The 15,328-nt window shown below is 73.6% G+C and carries 14 protein-coding genes and 1 riboswitch; of the genes, 12 read left to right on the forward strand and 2 right to left on the reverse strand.

Features of this window, described 5'->3' with window-relative positions:
• Positions 1–162 precede the first annotated feature (162 nt).
• Positions 163–1,386 (reverse strand): MFS transporter, encoded by a 1,224-nt coding sequence (locus tag ACFYMP_RS11205; protein ID WP_388854120.1) that lies wholly within the window; start codon positions 1,384–1,386, stop codon positions 163–165.
• 116 nt (positions 1,387–1,502) lie between these two features.
• On the opposite strand from ACFYMP_RS11205, the gene ACFYMP_RS11210 reads away from it, so the two are divergent.
• The 12 genes from ACFYMP_RS11210 (at position 1,503) to ACFYMP_RS11265 (ending at position 13,325) form a co-directional block, all read left to right on the forward strand.
• The gene (locus tag ACFYMP_RS11210; protein ID WP_388854123.1) at positions 1,503–2,684 is read left to right on the forward strand and encodes an ROK family transcriptional regulator; all 1,182 of its coding nucleotides are present in this window, start codon (positions 1,503–1,505) and stop codon (positions 2,682–2,684) included.
• A gap of 89 nt (positions 2,685–2,773) precedes the next feature.
• Entirely contained in the window at positions 2,774–4,108 is a 1,335-nt protein-coding gene (locus tag ACFYMP_RS11215; protein ID WP_388854126.1) for a PP2C family protein-serine/threonine phosphatase, read from the forward strand.
• 83 nt (positions 4,109–4,191) lie between these two features.
• Positions 4,192–4,323, forward strand: a riboswitch (FMN riboswitch).
• A 143-nt stretch (positions 4,324–4,466) separates the two neighbouring features.
• Positions 4,467–5,561, forward strand: a complete 1,095-nt coding sequence (ribD, locus tag ACFYMP_RS11220; protein ID WP_388854129.1) for a bifunctional diaminohydroxyphosphoribosylaminopyrimidine deaminase/5-amino-6-(5-phosphoribosylamino)uracil reductase RibD — start codon at positions 4,467–4,469, stop codon at positions 5,559–5,561.
• Positions 5,562–6,188, forward strand: a complete 627-nt coding sequence (locus ACFYMP_RS11225; protein ID WP_388854132.1) for a riboflavin synthase — start codon at positions 5,562–5,564, stop codon at positions 6,186–6,188. It begins immediately after the preceding gene.
• On the forward strand, positions 6,185–6,835 hold the full coding sequence (locus ACFYMP_RS11230; protein ID WP_388854135.1) for a nicotinamide riboside transporter PnuC: 651 nt from the start codon (positions 6,185–6,187) through the stop codon (positions 6,833–6,835). The genes ACFYMP_RS11225 and ACFYMP_RS11230 overlap by 4 nt, the downstream gene beginning before the upstream one ends.
• On the forward strand, positions 6,832–8,151 hold the full coding sequence (locus tag ACFYMP_RS11235) for a bifunctional 3,4-dihydroxy-2-butanone-4-phosphate synthase/GTP cyclohydrolase II (RefSeq protein WP_388854138.1): 1,320 nt from the start codon (positions 6,832–6,834) through the stop codon (positions 8,149–8,151). Before ACFYMP_RS11230 ends, ACFYMP_RS11235 begins: the two co-directional genes overlap by 4 nt.
• 64 nt (positions 8,152–8,215) lie before the next feature.
• On the forward strand, positions 8,216–8,701 hold the full coding sequence (gene ribH, locus ACFYMP_RS11240; protein ID WP_388854140.1) for a 6,7-dimethyl-8-ribityllumazine synthase: 486 nt from the start codon (positions 8,216–8,218) through the stop codon (positions 8,699–8,701).
• A gap of 110 nt (positions 8,702–8,811) precedes the next feature.
• A complete protein-coding gene (locus tag ACFYMP_RS11245) occupies positions 8,812–9,084 on the forward strand; it encodes a phosphoribosyl-ATP diphosphatase (protein WP_388854142.1) in 273 nt (90 codons plus the stop codon).
• 152 nt (positions 9,085–9,236) lie between these two features.
• Positions 9,237–10,094 carry an ATP phosphoribosyltransferase gene (gene hisG / locus ACFYMP_RS11250; protein WP_388854144.1) on the forward strand — a complete coding sequence of 286 codons (858 nt, stop codon included), beginning with the start codon at positions 9,237–9,239 and terminating at the stop codon, positions 10,092–10,094.
• Between the two features lie 26 nt (positions 10,095–10,120).
• Entirely contained in the window at positions 10,121–10,588 is a 468-nt protein-coding gene (locus ACFYMP_RS11255; protein ID WP_388854147.1) for a PH domain-containing protein, read from the forward strand.
• A 272-nt stretch (positions 10,589–10,860) separates the two neighbouring features.
• Positions 10,861–12,213, forward strand: coding sequence for a hemolysin family protein (locus ACFYMP_RS11260; RefSeq protein ID WP_388854149.1), 1,353 nt, complete (start codon positions 10,861–10,863; stop codon positions 12,211–12,213).
• Positions 12,210–13,325: a hemolysin family protein gene (locus ACFYMP_RS11265; RefSeq protein WP_388854152.1), complete on the forward strand. Its 1,116-nt coding sequence runs from the start codon at positions 12,210–12,212 to the stop codon at positions 13,323–13,325. The genes ACFYMP_RS11260 and ACFYMP_RS11265 overlap by 4 nt, the downstream gene beginning before the upstream one ends.
• A gap of 69 nt (positions 13,326–13,394) precedes the next feature.
• Here the strand turns inward: ACFYMP_RS11265 and ACFYMP_RS11270 are convergent, their stop codons facing one another.
• A complete protein-coding gene (locus ACFYMP_RS11270) occupies positions 13,395–15,272 on the reverse strand; it encodes an AAA family ATPase (protein WP_388854155.1) in 1,878 nt (625 codons plus the stop codon).
• Between the last annotated feature and the right edge of the window lie 56 nt (positions 15,273–15,328).

Raw genomic sequence — 15,328 nt, forward strand, 5'->3', positions numbered from 1 at the left:
GGGGGGGGCCCCTTACCCCGGGGGGGGCGCGCCCCGCCTGCGGCGCCCCCGCCCCGGGTGCCCCACCCCCCCCACGCGCGCGGGTTGGCGGCCGCTCCGGCGCCTTGCGACGCACCACATCTGACGCCGCGCGCTGATCCACCAGGGATTACGGGACAGCCCCTAGCTCTTCGGGCCCCCCGCCGACCGCAGCACGCCGGCGCCCACCGTCAGGCCGAAGGCCAGCACCGTGACCAGGCCGAAGGAGACGACGAGGCTCGTCGCGTCGGCGAGCGTGCCGATCGCCGAGGGGGCCACGAGCCCCGAGGTGTAGGTGATGGTCGCGACGCCCGCGATGGCCTGGCTCGGGTTCGGGCCGCTGCGGCCGGCCGCGGCGAAGGACAGCGGGACCACCACGGCGATCCCCAGGCCCATGAGCCCGAACCCCGCCATCGCCGCCACCGGGTGCGGGGCGAACACCACCAGCAGGCCCCCGGCCGTCGCCATCAGACCTCCCACCCGGACGGTGCGCAGCGCCCCGAACCGGTTGACCAGCCCGTCCCCGGCGAAGCGGGCGATCGCCATGGTCGCCGTGAACGCCGTCGTCGAGGCGGCCGCGACACCCGCCGAGGTCCCCAGGTCGCCGTGCAGGTACACGGCCGACCAGTCCAGGCTCGCCCCCTCGGCGAACACCGCGCAGAAACCGACCAGGCCGATCAGCAGCGCCGACCGCGGTGGCAGCGCGAACCGGGGCGGGGCCGGAGCGTCCCGCGTGCTGCGCAGGTCGAGAATCCAGTGACACAGGATGAGGCCGGTCGCGGTGAGCACCACCGCCGTCAGCTCGTGGTGCAGGCGCGCGTCGGCGCCCAGGTGCGCGGCCAGGGTGCCCGCCGCCGAACCGATGAGCGCCCCCGTGCTCCACATCCCGTGCAGCCCGGACATGATCGACCGCCCGAGCCGGTTCTCCGTCTCCACGCCCAGCGCGTTCATCGCCACGTCGGACATCCCCGAGGCGGCCCCGAACACGAACAGCCCGGCGCACAGCGCGGGCAGGTTCGGCGCGAGGGAGGGCAGCACGAGCGCCGCCGTCCACAACGCCAGCAGCAGCCGCAGCGCCGCCCGCGAGCCCAGCCGGTGACTGATCCGGCCCGCGAGCGGCATCGCGAGCGCCGCCCCCAGCGCGGGGAAGGCCAGCGCGAGCCCCAACTGGCCCGCGCTGACGTGCGCGTGGTCCTGGATCCACGGAACGCGCGTCGCGAAGGAACCCGTCACACTGCCGTGCACGCAGAAGACCGCCGCGATCGCGTACCGGCCCTTGCGTATCCGTGCCGACGGCGGCCCCGCCGAAGGGTTTTCCGGCGCCGTGGTGACCGTCTCCGCCGCGCCCGGCCTGCTCGACTCTTCCATTCCCGCTCCCGCCCCTGGGCGCGCCCGGTGCGCGCCGCCGTAAACTATCAGGAAGCCTGCCTGATAGCTCGGGTTTATCCTGCGGGCTCCAGGACGCCACGGGAAGGGGGCCCGCGTTGCCCGCATCACCGAGTACCGCCCGCGCCATCAACGACCGCCTCGCGCTGCGACTGCTCCAGGAACAGGGGCCCCTCACCGCGAGCCGGCTCAAACAGCTCACCGGGCTGTCCCGGCCCAGCGTCGCCGACCTCGTGGACCGCCTCCAGGCCGCCGGACTGATCGCCGTCGTGGGGGAGTCGGAAGCGAGGCGGCGCGGGCCCAACGCGCGGGTCTACGGCATCGTCGCCGACCGGGCCCACCTCGCCGGACTGGACGTCCGCACGCACAGCGTCTCCGTCGTCCTGAGCGATCTGCTCGGGACGACGCTCGCCGAGGCCTCGGTGCCCGTGGAACCCTCCTTCGAGGACGGTTCCACCGGCGCCACCGTGGAGAGAGCCGTCGCCCTCCTGGAGGACACCGCCCGCCGGGCCGGGGCGGGGCGACTGCGCAGCATCGGAATCGGCGCGCCGGGGCTGATCGACCCGGCCAGCGGCGAACTGCGGGGGCACACCGGCCTGCCCGCGTGGCACCGCGCCCTCGTCGCCACCCTGCGGGAGCGGCTGCCGGCCCGCGTCCTGGTGGAGAACGAGACCAACCTGGCCGCCGTCGCGGAACAGCGCGCGGGCGCGGCGCGCGACCGGGACACCTTCGTCCTGCTGTGGCTGGGCGCCGGGGTCGGCGCCGCCGTCGTCCTCGACGGGGCGCTGCGCAGGGGCGCCTCGGGCGGCACCGGGGAGATCGGCTTCCTGCCCGTACCGGGGACCGGGGCGCTGCCCGCCGCCGACAACTGCGAAGGGGGCTTCCACTCGCTCGCCGCCGCCGAGGCCGTCACCGCCCTCGCCGCCGCGCACGGGGTCCGCGCCCGGCCCGTACCGCACGAACTCGCGGCGGTCGCGGCGGTCAGAGCCGCCGTGGAGAGCGGCGCGGAGGACTTCCTCGACGCCCTCGCCGACCGGGTCGTGCTCGGCGCGGCCTCGGCCGTCGCCCTGCTCGACCCGGGCTGTGTCGTGCTCGGCGGGGAGATCGGGCGGGCCGGCGGCGCGGCGCTCTCGGCCCGGGTCGAGGAACGCCTCGCCGGGATGACCCCCCTGTCCACCGAGGTGCGGGCCGCCGCCCTCGGGGGAGGGGCGGTCCTGCGCGGAGCCCTGCTGCTGGCCCTCGACGCCGCACGGGAGGCGGTCTTCGCGGAGGCACGATGAACAGCGCGACTCTCCGGTCACGCCCGCACCGGAGTAGGCTCCATGATTTGCCGGGTTTCGAACAAAGTCGCGAGGAGGTGTCAGGGCCGGTGGCCACAGATGTTGACTTCGCCGCGGGGGTGCGGCAGGACGGGCTCCCGGCGGCGCTGTCGGACGCCGCGCGCCTGAGCGCCGTCGCCGCGACCGGCCTGCTGGACACCGGTCCCGAGGAGGTCTTCGACGACCTGGCCTCGCTGGCGGCCCGGGTGACGGGCTCGGGCCGGGCGTTCGTCACTCTGGTCGACGCCGACCGCTCCTTCTGGAAGTCCTGCGTCGGCGTGGACGTCCTCGCCCTCGACGACCGGCAGAACCCGGTACGCGAGAGCTTCTGCTACTTCCTGGTCGGCCTGGCCGGGGAGCGGTTCGTGGTCGAGGACGCGGCCACCGATCCGCGGACCCGCAGCCACCCCTCGGTGCGACCGATGCACATCGGCGCCTGGGCCGGCTATCCGCTGCTGTCCCCCGACGGGCAGGTACTCGGCAGTTTCTGCGTCATCGACGAGTCCCCGCGCGTCTGGTCGGAGGCGGACCTGACGACGCTGGCCACCCTCGCCCGCTCGGTGTCCGCCGAGATCCACCTGCGTCAGACGCTGGACGCCTCCCGCCGGGCCCACAAGATCTCGGCCGACCTCGCGCACAGCCTCCAGCAGGGCCTGCTGCCCCCCGAGCTGCGTCCGGTGCCAGGCCTGGAGACCGCCGCCTCCTACCTTCCGGCCTCCGTCAGCGGGCGGACGGACGTCGAGGTCGGCGGCGACTTCTACGACCTCTTCCACCTCCACGGCCCCTATTACGGGGCCGTGATGGGAGACGTGTGCGGCAAGGGCGTGCCGGCGGCGCAGGTGACCTCGATGGCCCGCTACACCGTGCGTGCCGACGCGGGCCAGACGCTGTCGCCCGCGGCCGTCCTTGACCGGCTCAACACCGCGATGCTCGACCAGCGCGCGCCCCGCTTCCTCACCGCCGCGTACACCACCTTCCGCCTCACCCAGACCGGCCTGTCCGGGCGCGTCGCACTGGGCGGGCATCCTCCGCCCCTGGTGCGCCGTGCCGACGGGCGGGTCCAGCAACTGGGCCGCAACGGCAGCCTGCTGGGCGTCCTGAGCACGGTCCGGCTCGCCGACGTGCGCTACCGCCTGGCGCCCGGGGACCTCCTGCTGCTTTACACGGACGGGGCCTTCGAGGGCCGTCCCCGGCCCGGGGACTCCGCCGGCGCCGCGGAACCCCTCTCCAGTGAGGCCGGACTGGCCGCGTCGCTCTCCGCCACCGCCGGGCTGGACGCCGCCGCGACCGTCAAGGAACTCGCCCGCGTGCTGGCCGCCCGCCACGGAGGCTGGGCCAGCGACGACACCGCCCTGCTCGCCCTGCGTGTCCCCGAGGCGGAGTAATCCCTTCCTGGCTGTGAGTTATCCCACGAAGGCGGCCTCTGTGCGAAGGGGGGCGGCGTGGCACACTGGACGCGTAAAAACAGCAGCGCACTCCGGGGTCGGTGTAATTCCGAACCGGCGGTAACAGTCCGCGACCCGTCCACAAACCAGTGGGCGGTTGACCAGGTGGAATTCCTGGACCGACGGTGAAAGTCCGGATGGGAGGCAGTGCGCGGCGGGCCCGTATGTGTACGTGCCGCCGTAGGTCTCGTCCCGTCCAGGGGCGGATCGCGTCCGGCTGTCGTGCGTGTGGGGTGCCCGTTTCTCTGTCGTCATCGACAGGCCCCGGAGTCCGTGCCCGAAGAGGCAGGAGACACCGGTGGCAACCGCAGCCGAAACAGCCGCCATGCGGCAGGCGATCACCCTCGCCGCGCGCGGGCTCGGCTTCACCCGTCCCAACCCCGTCGTCGGCTGCGTCCTCCTCGACGCCTCCGGGCAGATCGTGGGGACCGGTTACCACCAGCGTGCCGGCGGGCCGCACGCCGAGGTCCACGCCCTGCGCGCCGCGGGCGAACAGGCCCGGGGCGCCACCGCCCTCGTCACCCTCGAACCCTGTAACCACACCGGCCGCACCGGCCCCTGTGCGCAGGCGCTCATCGAGGCCGGGGTGCGCCGCGTCGTCTACGCCGTCGCCGATCCCACCCCGCAGGCCACCGGCGGGGCCGTGACCCTGCGGGCGGCCGGGATCGACACCGAGGCGGGCCTGCTCGAAGCCGAGGCCGCCGAGGTCAACGCGCCCTGGCTGACCTCGGTACGGCTGCACCGGCCGCACCTGACCTGGAAGTACGCCGCGACCCTCGACGGCCGTACCGCCGCCGCCGACGGAAGCAGCCGCTGGATCTCCTCCGCCGAGGCCCGCGCCGACGTACACCGGCTGCGCGCCGAGGCCGACGCCGTCCTCGTCGGCTCCGGTACCGCCCGCGCCGACGACCCCCACCTGGCCGTACGCGGGATCGAGGGCGCCCGCCAGCCGCTGCGCGTCGTGCTCGACACCGAGGGCACCGCCGTACGTCCCGGCGCCCGGGTCCTCGACGGGGCGGCGCCCACCCTGATCGCCCTCGCCCAGGACGCACCCGACCCGGGGACCGGAGCCGAACTCCTGCGCCTGCCGCGCGCCGCGCGCGGCGGCTTGGACCTGGACGCCCTGCTGGCCGCCCTCCACGCCCGCGAGGTGCGCGGGGTGCTGGTCGAGGGCGGGGCGGGGCTCGCCGGGGCGCTCCTGGCCGCGGGGCTCCTCGACCGGGTCGTCGGCTACCTCGCGCCCGCCCTGCTCGGCGCCGGGCCCGCCGCCCTGGAGGGCGGCGGAATCTCCACCATCACCGAGGCGTTGCGGCTCGACATGACCGAGGCCGTCCGCGTCGGGCCCGATCTGCGCGTCACCGCCGTCCCCACCACTGCCCAGAAGGAGCACTGAGTGTTCACCGGAATCGTCGAAGAACTGGGTCAGGTCACCGCCGTCGAGAACCTCGGCGACGCCTCCCGCTTCCGGCTGCGCGGCCCCGTCGTCACCGAAGGGGCACGGCACGGGGACTCCATCGCCGTCAACGGGGTGTGTCTGACCGTCGTCGAGCAGGAGGGGGAGGAGTTCACCGCCGACGTCATGGCCGAGACCCTCAAGCGCTCCAGCCTCGGCGCGCTCGCCCCCGGCTCCCGGGTCAACCTCGAACGTCCCACGGCGGTCGGCGACCGCCTGGGCGGACACATCGTCCAGGGACACGTCGACGGCACCGGCACCGTCCTGCGCCGCGAACCCTCCGAGCACTGGGAGCTCGTCACCGTCTCCCTGCCCGGGGAGCTGTCCCGGTACGTCGTGGAGAAGGGCTCCGTCACCGTCGACGGGGTGAGCCTGACCGTCGTCGACGCGGCGGAGGACCACTTCACCATCAGCCTCATCCCCACGACGCTCGCCCTCACCACCCTCGGCCACAAGCAGCCGGGCGACCCCGTCAACCTGGAGGTCGACGTGATCGCCAAGTACGTCGAGCGGATGCTCAGGGCCGGGGTCGTGCCGGCCGCCGTGGACAGCGGGGGCGCGCGATGAACGGCGCCGTCGACTGGCTCAACTCGCAGGCGTTCACCGTCTTCGGCCAGCACGTCATCTGGTCCGACATGGCCGGGAACACGATCGGCCTGATCGCCCTGGCCCTCGGCTGGCGGCGCTCGGTGTGGACCTGGCCCGCCCAGTTCCTGTCCGGCCTCGTCCTCGTCGCCGCCTACCTCTCCGCGCACCTCAGCGGCGGGGTCGGCAAACAGCTCCTCGTCATCGTCGTGGCCCTGTGGGGCTGGCGGCAGTGGACCCGGGGCCGCCGCCGGGCCCAGGACGGCTCGGTCGCCGTGCGCTTCGCGAGCTGGAAGGAGCGCGGGCTGCTCGCCGCCGGCACGGCCGCCGGCACCCTCGCCCTCGGTGGCCTGTTCCTCGCTGTGCCGAGCCTGTCGTGGAACCCGTGGCCGGACGCCTACATCTTCGTCGGCACCCTCGCCGCGATGGTCGCCCAGGCGCGCGGCCTCGTGGAGTTCTGGTTCGCGTGGCTGCTCGTCGACGTCGTCGGCGTCCCCCTCGCCTTCCACAGCGGACTGGCCTTCTCCGGCCTCGTCTACGTGATCTATCTCGCGCTCGTCCTGTGGGGCCTGCGCGACTGGTGGCTGCGCTCCCGCGCGACCGTCGCCCTGGAAGGAGCCCCGGCATGACCGCACCGTCTCCCTGGACCGCACCGGACGAGTCGCTCGTCCTCGACAGCGTCGCGCAGGCCGTCGCCGACATCGCCGCCGGCCGGCCCGTCGTCGTCGTGGACGACGAGAAGCGCGAGAACGAGGGCGACCTCGTCGTCGCCGCCGAGAAGGCCACCCCCGAGATCGTCGCCTTCATGATGAGCGAATGCCGCGGCCTGATCTGCGCGCCCATGGAAGGCCCGGTCCTCGACCGGCTCGAACTGCCGCAGATGGTCAGCCGCAACACCGAGTCGATGGGCACCGCCTTCACCGTCTCCGTCGACGCGACCGGCGCCCACGGCGTGACCACCGGCATCTCCGCCGCCGACCGCGCCACCACCCTCCGGCTCCTGGCCGACGGAGTCGGAGGCACCGACGCGGACACCGGACCCGAGGACTTCGTGCGGCCCGGTCACGTCTTCCCGCTGCGTGCCCGACCCGGCGGGGTGCTCGTACGCCCCGGTCACACCGAGGCGGCCGTCGACCTCGCCCGGCTGGCCGGACTGCGCCCGGCCGGGGCGATCGTGGAGATCGCCGGGGAGGACGGCGTCATGCTGCGGCTGCCCGAACTCGTGCCCTTCGCCCGCAAGCACGGACTGACGATCATCTCGATCGAGGACCTGGCCGCCCACCTGCGGAGCCTGGAGGCGGGCGAGAGGGCCGCCGAACCCCTCGTCCGGCGCGAGGCCCGGGTGCGGCTGCCCACCGAGCACGGCGAGTTCACCGCCTACGGCTACCGCTCCACCGCCGACGGCGTCGAGCACGTCGCCCTCGTCCACGGGGACCTCGGCGACGGGGAGAACGTCCTGGTCCGGGTCCACTCCGAATGCCTGACCGGAGACGTCTTCGGCTCGCTGCGCTGCGACTGCGGCCCCCAACTGGCGGCCTCCATGCGGCGGATCACCGAGGAGGGCCGGGGCGTCGTCGTCTACCTGCGCGGCCACGAGGGGCGCGGTATCGGCCTGCTGTCCAAGCTGCGCGCCTACGAACTCCAGGAACTCGGCCGGGACACCCTCGACGCCAACCTCGAACTCGGCCTGCCCGCCGACGCCCGGGACTACGGCGCCGGCGCCCGCGTCCTGGACGACCTCGGGGTGCGCTCGCTGCGGCTGCTCACCAACAACCCGGACAAGTCCGGGGCCCTCACCCGGCACGGACTGACCGTCCTCGCCCGCGAGCCCATGCCCGTGCAGGCGGGGGAGGACAACCTGCGCTATCTGCGGACCAAACGCGACCGGATGGGCCACGAGCTGCCCTGGCTCGACGCCGCCCCGGCCACGTGCGGCCGGCAGTGAGCTTTACCGGACCCAGGTCCTGCCACCCCTTCCATCCCGACACCCACACACCCAGGAGCAGCGCGTGAGCGGAAAAGGCGCACCCGAGCTGAACGTCAAGAACTGCGGGGACCTGCGGGTCGCCGTGATCGCCTCCCAGTGGCACGAGAAGATCATGACGGGCCTCACCGACGGCGCCCTGCGCGCCCTCGACGAGCTGGGCATCAGCGAGCCCACCCTGCTGCGGGTCCCCGGCAGCTTCGAACTGCCCGTGGCCGCCAAGGCGATGGCCGCGCGCGGCTACGACGCCGTGGTCGCCCTCGGCGTCGTCGTGCGGGGCGGCACCCCGCACTTCGACTACGTGTGCCAGGGGGTCACGCAGGGCCTCACCCAGGTCGCCGTCGAGACCGGCGTCCCGGTCGGCTTCGGTGTGCTCACCGTGGACGACGAGGAGCAGGCCCTCGACCGGGCCGGGCTGCCCGGCTCGCACGAGGACAAGGGCCACGAGGCGGTCACCGCCGCCGTCGCGACCGCCACCGTCCTGCGCGGTGTCGTCGAACCCTGGCGCTGAGCCTCCGGCGCCGGGCGGGCCGTCGCCCGCCCGCGCCCTGTCCGCATCGTGAGCGGCGGCGGACCCGGCTTAGCGCCGGGGCCGCCCGGCCGCGTAAGGTGAGGGACACCATGTCCAAGAAGACGTTCGAGGAGCTGTTCACCGAGCTCCAGCAGAAGGCCGCCCACGGCGACCCCGCCACCTCCCGCACCGCCGAGCTGGTCGACAAGGGCGTCCATGCCATCGGCAAGAAGGTCGTCGAGGAGGCCGCCGAGGTCTGGATGGCCGCCGAGCACGAGGGCAAGGAGGCCGCCGCCGAGGAGATCTCCCAACTCCTGTACCACGTACAGGTGATGATGGTCGCCACCGGAATCGGCCTCGACGACGTGTACGCGCATCTGTGACAGGCGCTGTGCGCGTCCGTGACCGGGCGCGCACCCCTGTGAACCCTTCGGGCCCCGCCGGGAGACCGGCGCGGTGCGCGCCGCGCGCGAAGAACCCTCCGAGCATCACCCCGTAATCCCCCCGTACCCCTTTCGCAAAGGACCTCCCCGCCATGCTGCGCATCGCCGTGCCCAACAAGGGTTCCCTCTCCGGACCTGCGTCGGCGATGCTCCATGAGGCCGGCTACCAGCAGCGCAAGGAGTCCAAGGAACTGGTCCTGGTCGACCCGGAGAACGAGGTCGAGTTCTTCTACCTCCGCCCCCGCGACATCGCGATCTACGTGTCCTCCGGAAAGCTCGACATCGGCATCACCGGCCGCGACCTGCTGCTGGACTCCGGCGCGGACGCCGAGGAGATCCTGCCGCTCGGCTTCGCCCGCTCCACCTTCCGCTACGCGACCCGCCCCGGCACGGTGACGGACGCCCGCGCCCCCCAGGGCTTCGACGGCCTCACGGTCGCCACCTCGTACGAGGGGATCGTCGCCAAGCACCTGGCCGACGCCGGGGTCGACGCCTCCGTGGTGCACCTCGACGGCGCTGTGGAGACCGCGATCGAACTGGGCGTCGCCCAGGTCATCGCCGACGTCGTCGAGACCGGCACCTCACTGCGCAACGCGGGTCTGGAGGTGGTCGGCGAGCCGATCCTCACCTCCGAGGCCGTCGTGATCCGCCGCACCGGCGCCCCCGCCGACGACGAGCGCGTCCAGCGCTTCCTGCGGCGACTCCAGGGCGTCCTGGTGGCCCGCTCCTACGTGATGATGGACTACGACTGCCGCGTCGAGCACCTGGAGGAGGCCGTCGCCCTCACGCCCGGCCTGGAGTCCCCGACCGTCTCGCCCCTGCACCACGAGGGCTGGGTCGCCGTGCGCGCCATGGTCCCCGCCAAGGAGGCCCAGCGGATCATGGACGACCTCTACGCGCTCGGCGCCCGCGCCATCCTCACCACGGCCATCCACGCCTGCAGGCTCTGATCCGCCGCCCACCGGAAGACCCGCCCATGACCACGCCCGCCCCCGCCCGGCAGCCCGCCCTTCCCGTGACCTTCCGGCCCACCCTGTCCCGGGTGATCCTGCTGGCCTCGGGCGTGGCGCTGTTCGTCGTGATCACCGTCGTCGCCCTGCTGCTCGAACAGCTCCACGGCGGTGAACGCGCGAGCTTCGTCGTGACCGCCGCGCTGCTGGCCGGGGTGCTGTTCCTGCTGGCCCGGCCCAAGGTGGTCGCGACCGAGAGCGGGATCACCGTCGTGAACCTCACCACACGGCGCTTTCTCGAATGGGCCCAGGTCCTCCAGGTCACCCTGCGCCCCGGCGACCCCTGGGTGTTCCTCAACCTGAGCGACGGCACGAGCCTGCCGGCGCTCGGCATCCAGCCCGGACTGGCCCGTGAACAGGCCCTCGCGGACGCCCGCGCCCTGCGTGCGCTCGTCGAGGCACACGGGGCCCAGGCCACCGCCCCACGGGATTGAACGGAGGCGCAGCAGCCCGGCCCGCCCCCCGAGGGGCAGCGGCCGGGGTCCTGCCCGAGACCCGTTCGGGGAGGACTCGGGGCCGTCGCCCCTGACACTCCGCCCCCTTTCGTGATTAATCTGGTAGCGCGACACACGCCGAGTGCCGCCGCCCCCGCCCGGCCGCCCGGCCCGCGGGGGTCCCTTCGAACCGAGGAGTGAAACCCTCCGGCAATGGACGGATCGTCCGGTAGTACGTGCGCCGCCCCCCGACTCAGCACGGAGGCGGCGGTATGACCACCTCCCTGCTGCTCCTCGGGGCGGCATTCCTGCTCATCCTCGCCAACGGCTTCTTCGTGGCCGCCGAATTCGGCCTGGTCACCGTGGAGCGGCCGGAGGCCGAGCGCGCGGCCGCGGAGGGCGACCGCCGCGCCGCCACCGTCGCCCGGTCGCTCAAGGAACTCTCCTTCCAGCTCTCCGGCACCCAGCTCGGCATCACCATCACCTCGCTCGTCGTCGGCATGCTCGCCGAACCGGCGCTCGCCGGACTGCTGGAGGGCCCGTTCACCGCGATCGGCGTGCCCGAGGCCGTCGCCCCCGGCATCTGCGTCGTCCTCGGCATGCTGCTGGCCTCCGCCGTGCAGATGGTGATCGGCGAACTCGTCCCGAAGAACTGGGCGGTCGCCCGGCCGCTCCAGGTCGCGCGCTTCGTCGCGGGGCCCCAGTACGCCTTCGCCCGCGTGCTGCGCCCGGTGATCTCCCTGCTCAACACGGTCGCCAACCGCCTCGTGCGCTCCCTGGGCGTCGAGCCCGCCGACGAGATGGCCTCGGCCCGCACCCCGGGTGAACTGGTCTCCCTCGCCCGGCACTCCGCCCGAGCCGGCGCCCTCGAACAGGACACCGCCGACCTGTTCGTGCGCACCCTCTCGCTCGGCGAACTGACCGCCCAGCACGTCATGACCCCGCGCGTGAAGGTCAGCAGCCTCCAGACAACGGCCACCGCCGAGGACGTCGTGAACCTCACCCGCGCCACCGGCCTGTCCCGCTTCCCCGTCTACCGCGAACGCATCGACGAGATCACCGGGACGGTCCACCTCAAGGACGCGCTCGCCGTGCCCCCGCACGAGCGGCTGCGCACCCCGGTGAGCCGGATCGCCCGCACCCCCCTGCTGGTGCCCGAGACGATGCCGGTGCGCCGCCTGCTCGCGCTGCTGCGCAGCCAGCAGCCCATGGGCGTCGTCATCGACGAGTACGGCGGCACCGCGGGCGTCGTCACCATCGAGGACATCGTCGAGGAGGTCGTCGGCGAGGTCCGCGACGAACACGACGGACAGGACGTCCCCGACCTCGTCCCCGCACCCGCCGACGAGGGCCGCCCCGCCTGGGAGGCCGACGGCAGCCTGCGCGTGGACCTGCTGCTGCGCATCGGCCTCGACATCCCGGAAGGGCCCTACGAGACCGTCGCCGGCCTCGTCGCGGACCTGCTGGGCCGCATCCCGGCCCCCGGGGACCGCGCCGAGCTGCCCGGCTGGCGGCTCGACGTACGCCAGGTGGGTCACTACCGGGCCGAACGGGTCCGGCTCGTCCGGCTCGACGGGGCCGCCGCGCGCGGCGCCGCCGCCCCGGTGCTGGAGGCCGCGCGATGAGTGTGCTGCAACTCCTGCTCGCCGTCGTCCTGATCCTCGTCAACGGCTTCTTCGTCGGCGCCGAGTTCGCGCTCGTCTCCGTGCGGCGCAGCCAGATCGAACCGCTCGCCGCCGAGTCGGCGCGGGCCCGCCGCGTCCTGTACGGGCTCGAACACCTGCCGCGCATGATGGCGGCGGCCCAGTTCGGCATCACCGTGTGCTCGCTGACCCTCGGCGCCGTCGCCGAACCGACCATCGCGCGCCTGCTGGAACCGGTGTTCACGGCGATCCGGCTGCCGCACGGCGCGGTGCACCCGCTCGGCTACGTCATCGCCCTCGCGCTCGTCGTCTTCTTCCACCTCGTGATCGGCGAGATGGTCCCGAAGAACCTCGCGATGGCCGCCCCGGAGAAGACCGCCCTGTGGTTCAGCCCCGGCCTGGTGGCCTTCGCGCGGCTGTGCCGCCCGGTGACCGCCCTGCTGGGCGCCTGCGCGCGGCTCGTGCTGAAGCTGTTCCGGGTCGAGCCGAAGGACGAGGTCGAGGCCGTCTTCACGAGCGACCAGCTCAGCCACCTCGTCGAGGACGCCGGACAGGCCGGACTGCTCGACGCGGAGGCCCAGGAACGGCTGGAGGACGCTCTCGAACTCGGCTCCCGCCCGGTCACCGACGTCCTGCTCGACCGCTCGCTGCTCGTCACCGTCGACCCGGCCGTCACCCCGCGCCGCATCGAGGAACTGACCGTGGAGACCGGCTACAGCCGCTTTCCCGTGCAGGGCGCGGGCGGGGCGTTCATGGGCTACCTGCACGTCAAGGACGTCCTGGACCTGGAGGAGGCCGACCGGGCGGTGCCGCAGCACCTGTGGCGCCGGATGACGACCCTGCGGGCCGAACTGCCGCTCGACGACGCGCTGACCGTCATGCGGCGCGCGGCCACCCACCTCGCGCAGGTCGCGGACGCCTCCGGGCGGGTGCTCGGCCTCGTCACCCTGGAGGACGTGCTGGAACTCCTGGTGGGCGAGGTCAACGATCCCGCCCACCGCGCGGAGGACCCGGTCCCGGCCCCCGTCGTGATCCTCTCCGAGTCCCCGGCGGGCGGCCGTACCAGCTCGCAGGAGCAGGCGCTCGCGGGCTGAGCCCACGGCACCGGACCGGCCCCTCGTCCCCGCTCGGGGGTGAGGGGCCGGTCCGGTCCCGTGGACCGCTCACCGCGCGGGCGGCAGCCCGCCCCGGCCGGAGAGCACCTCTCCGTACGCCTGCATGAGGTCGGCGAGCCGCAGGGTCGACAGGTCCTCACGGGTCGGTGCCGCCGGACAGGTCATGAGCCGCAGGTCCCGGTAGGCGCAGCTCTTCTCGTACAGCGTGCGCAGGAACCTGCCGTTGCCCAGCTCGTCGATCCAGTCCTCCTCGACCACGTGTTCCGCGATCGAGCGCAGCTCCTCCACCGACTCCTCGTCCCAGCAGTCCCCGTTGTCCGCCGCCAGTACCTCGCCGATGGCCGTCAGCTCCGCCGGACGGTACGAGGGGAAGTCGACCCGGCTCGTGAACCGCGAACCGAGCCCCGGGTTCGCGGCCAGCAGACGGTCCATGCCCTCGGGGTAGCCCGCGAGTATGACCACGAGGTGCCCCCGGTTGTCCTCGGCCCGCTTCAGCAGCACCTGCAGGGCCTCGTCGCCGTACGCGTCGCCCTTGCCGTAACCGGAGTTGGACAGGCTGTAGGCCTCGTCCACGAACAACACCCCGCCGAGCGCCGAGTCGATCAGCTCGTTCGCCTTCACCGCGGTCTGCCCGAGGTACTCCCCGACCAGATCGGCGCGCTGGGCCTCCACGAGATGGTCCCCGCCCAGCAGCCCGAGGGCGTAGAAGACCCGGCCCAGGATGCGGGCGACCGTGGTCTTCCCCGTCCCCGAGGGGCCCGAGAAGATGAAGTGGCGCTTCGGTGGCTGCACCGGCAGGCCCTGCTCGGTGCGCAGCCGCGCCATGTTCAACTGCGCCGAGAGCGCCCGTACCTGACGCTTCACCGGCTCCAGGCCCACCATGCGCTCCAGCTCGGCGAGCGCCTCCTGGAGCAGCGCGGGATCGGCCGGGCCCGAGGGCATCCGCCGCGGCCCCGGGGGCACCAACGCCTTCTCCCGTACGTCACCGAGGTCCTGCCCGGACACCGGCGCGCCGCTGTCCGGCCCCGGGCGCAACCCGTCCCCGCCACCGGAGTCCCCGCCGAACACGGGATCGGGCTCGGGCCCGGCCGCGGTGTCCTGGCCGGCCCCGCCGCCCAGCGCGATCGCCGCGAGGTCGGCCGCCTCGCCCAGGTCCTGGTAGCCGTCGCCCTCGGAGATCGCGGCCAGCCGGGCCGCGGTGTCCATGAAGCCCGCGTCCACCCGGTGCACCGCGCGGTACAGCGGGAGAGCCGCCGCGCTGCGCCCGTTGCCCTCGTGCGCGCGGGCCAGCCAGTACCTCAGCTCCTTGCGCTGGGGCTGCTCGCTGCGACACCGCATGAGCGCGGCCGACAACAGCGGCTCCGCCTGTCCGTACATCTCCAGGCGCACCCGGGCCATCCCGCCGAACAGACCCGCCTCGATGCCGAGCAGCGGATCGTCGATCAGCGGGTCGGTGTGCCGCACCAACTGGTCCCAGTCCTTGACCAGATAGGCGCGGCAGGCGTGCAGGAAACGCACCTGACGGTCCGTCTCCACCGGGGCGAGCCCCGTCAGGGCCCCGTCGAGTTCCGGGACATGGCGTCCGTCCAGCCAGTGCGAGGCGTGCGCGAGCAGCAGGTCACGCGGGCTCTCCAGCACGGGCTGGACCCACCAGCCCAGCCAGTACCAGGAGTTGAGCGGCCTTCGGTGTCGTGCGCGCTGCTCCCCGAAGCGGTCGCGGTGGCGGAACATCCGCAACAGCGCCGTCGGGGTGTCGATGCGCAGCGCGTGCAGCCCGAGCCAGCCGTCCGCCATGCCCGGGTCCATCCGTACCGCCGACCTGAACTCCTCCTCGGCCTGGGGGTACGCGCCCATCGTGTAGGCGTCCACCCCCCGGAGCCAGGCGAGGTCGGCCGGGCCCGGTGCGCCGTGCGTGCCGAAGTCCATCACGTCCCCCACAACCGTGCCCCCGTGGTGTGCCGCCGATCCGTGCCGGCCGGCCT

It is taken from the genome of Streptomyces sp. NPDC007088 (assembly GCF_042869355.1).
In the GTDB taxonomy this organism is placed as follows: domain Bacteria; phylum Actinomycetota; class Actinomycetes; order Streptomycetales; family Streptomycetaceae; genus Streptomyces.

What these genes read in the sequence shown, in the direction of transcription:
- ACFYMP_RS11245 (WP_388854142.1), top strand. Translation starts at nt 8,812, where the DNA reads ATGTCCAAGAAGACGTTCGAGGAGCTGTTCACCGAGCTCCAGCAGAAG.
- ACFYMP_RS11230 (WP_388854135.1), top strand. Translation starts at nt 6,185, where the DNA reads ATGAACGGCGCCGTCGACTGGCTCAACTCGCAGGCGTTCACCGTCTTC.
- ACFYMP_RS11255 (WP_388854147.1), top strand. Translation starts at nt 10,121, where the DNA reads ATGACCACGCCCGCCCCCGCCCGGCAGCCCGCCCTTCCCGTGACCTTC.
- ACFYMP_RS11260 (WP_388854149.1), top strand. Translation starts at nt 10,861, where the DNA reads ATGACCACCTCCCTGCTGCTCCTCGGGGCGGCATTCCTGCTCATCCTC.
- ACFYMP_RS11205 (WP_388854120.1), bottom strand. Translation starts at nt 1,386, where the DNA reads ATGGAAGAGTCGAGCAGGCCGGGCGCGGCGGAGACGGTCACCACGGCG.
- ACFYMP_RS11270 (WP_388854155.1), bottom strand. Translation starts at nt 15,272, where the DNA reads ATGGACTTCGGCACGCACGGCGCACCGGGCCCGGCCGACCTCGCCTGG.
- hisG (WP_388854144.1), top strand. Translation starts at nt 9,237, where the DNA reads ATGCTGCGCATCGCCGTGCCCAACAAGGGTTCCCTCTCCGGACCTGCG.
- ACFYMP_RS11265 (WP_388854152.1), top strand. Translation starts at nt 12,210, where the DNA reads ATGAGTGTGCTGCAACTCCTGCTCGCCGTCGTCCTGATCCTCGTCAAC.
- ACFYMP_RS11235 (WP_388854138.1), top strand. Translation starts at nt 6,832, where the DNA reads ATGACCGCACCGTCTCCCTGGACCGCACCGGACGAGTCGCTCGTCCTC.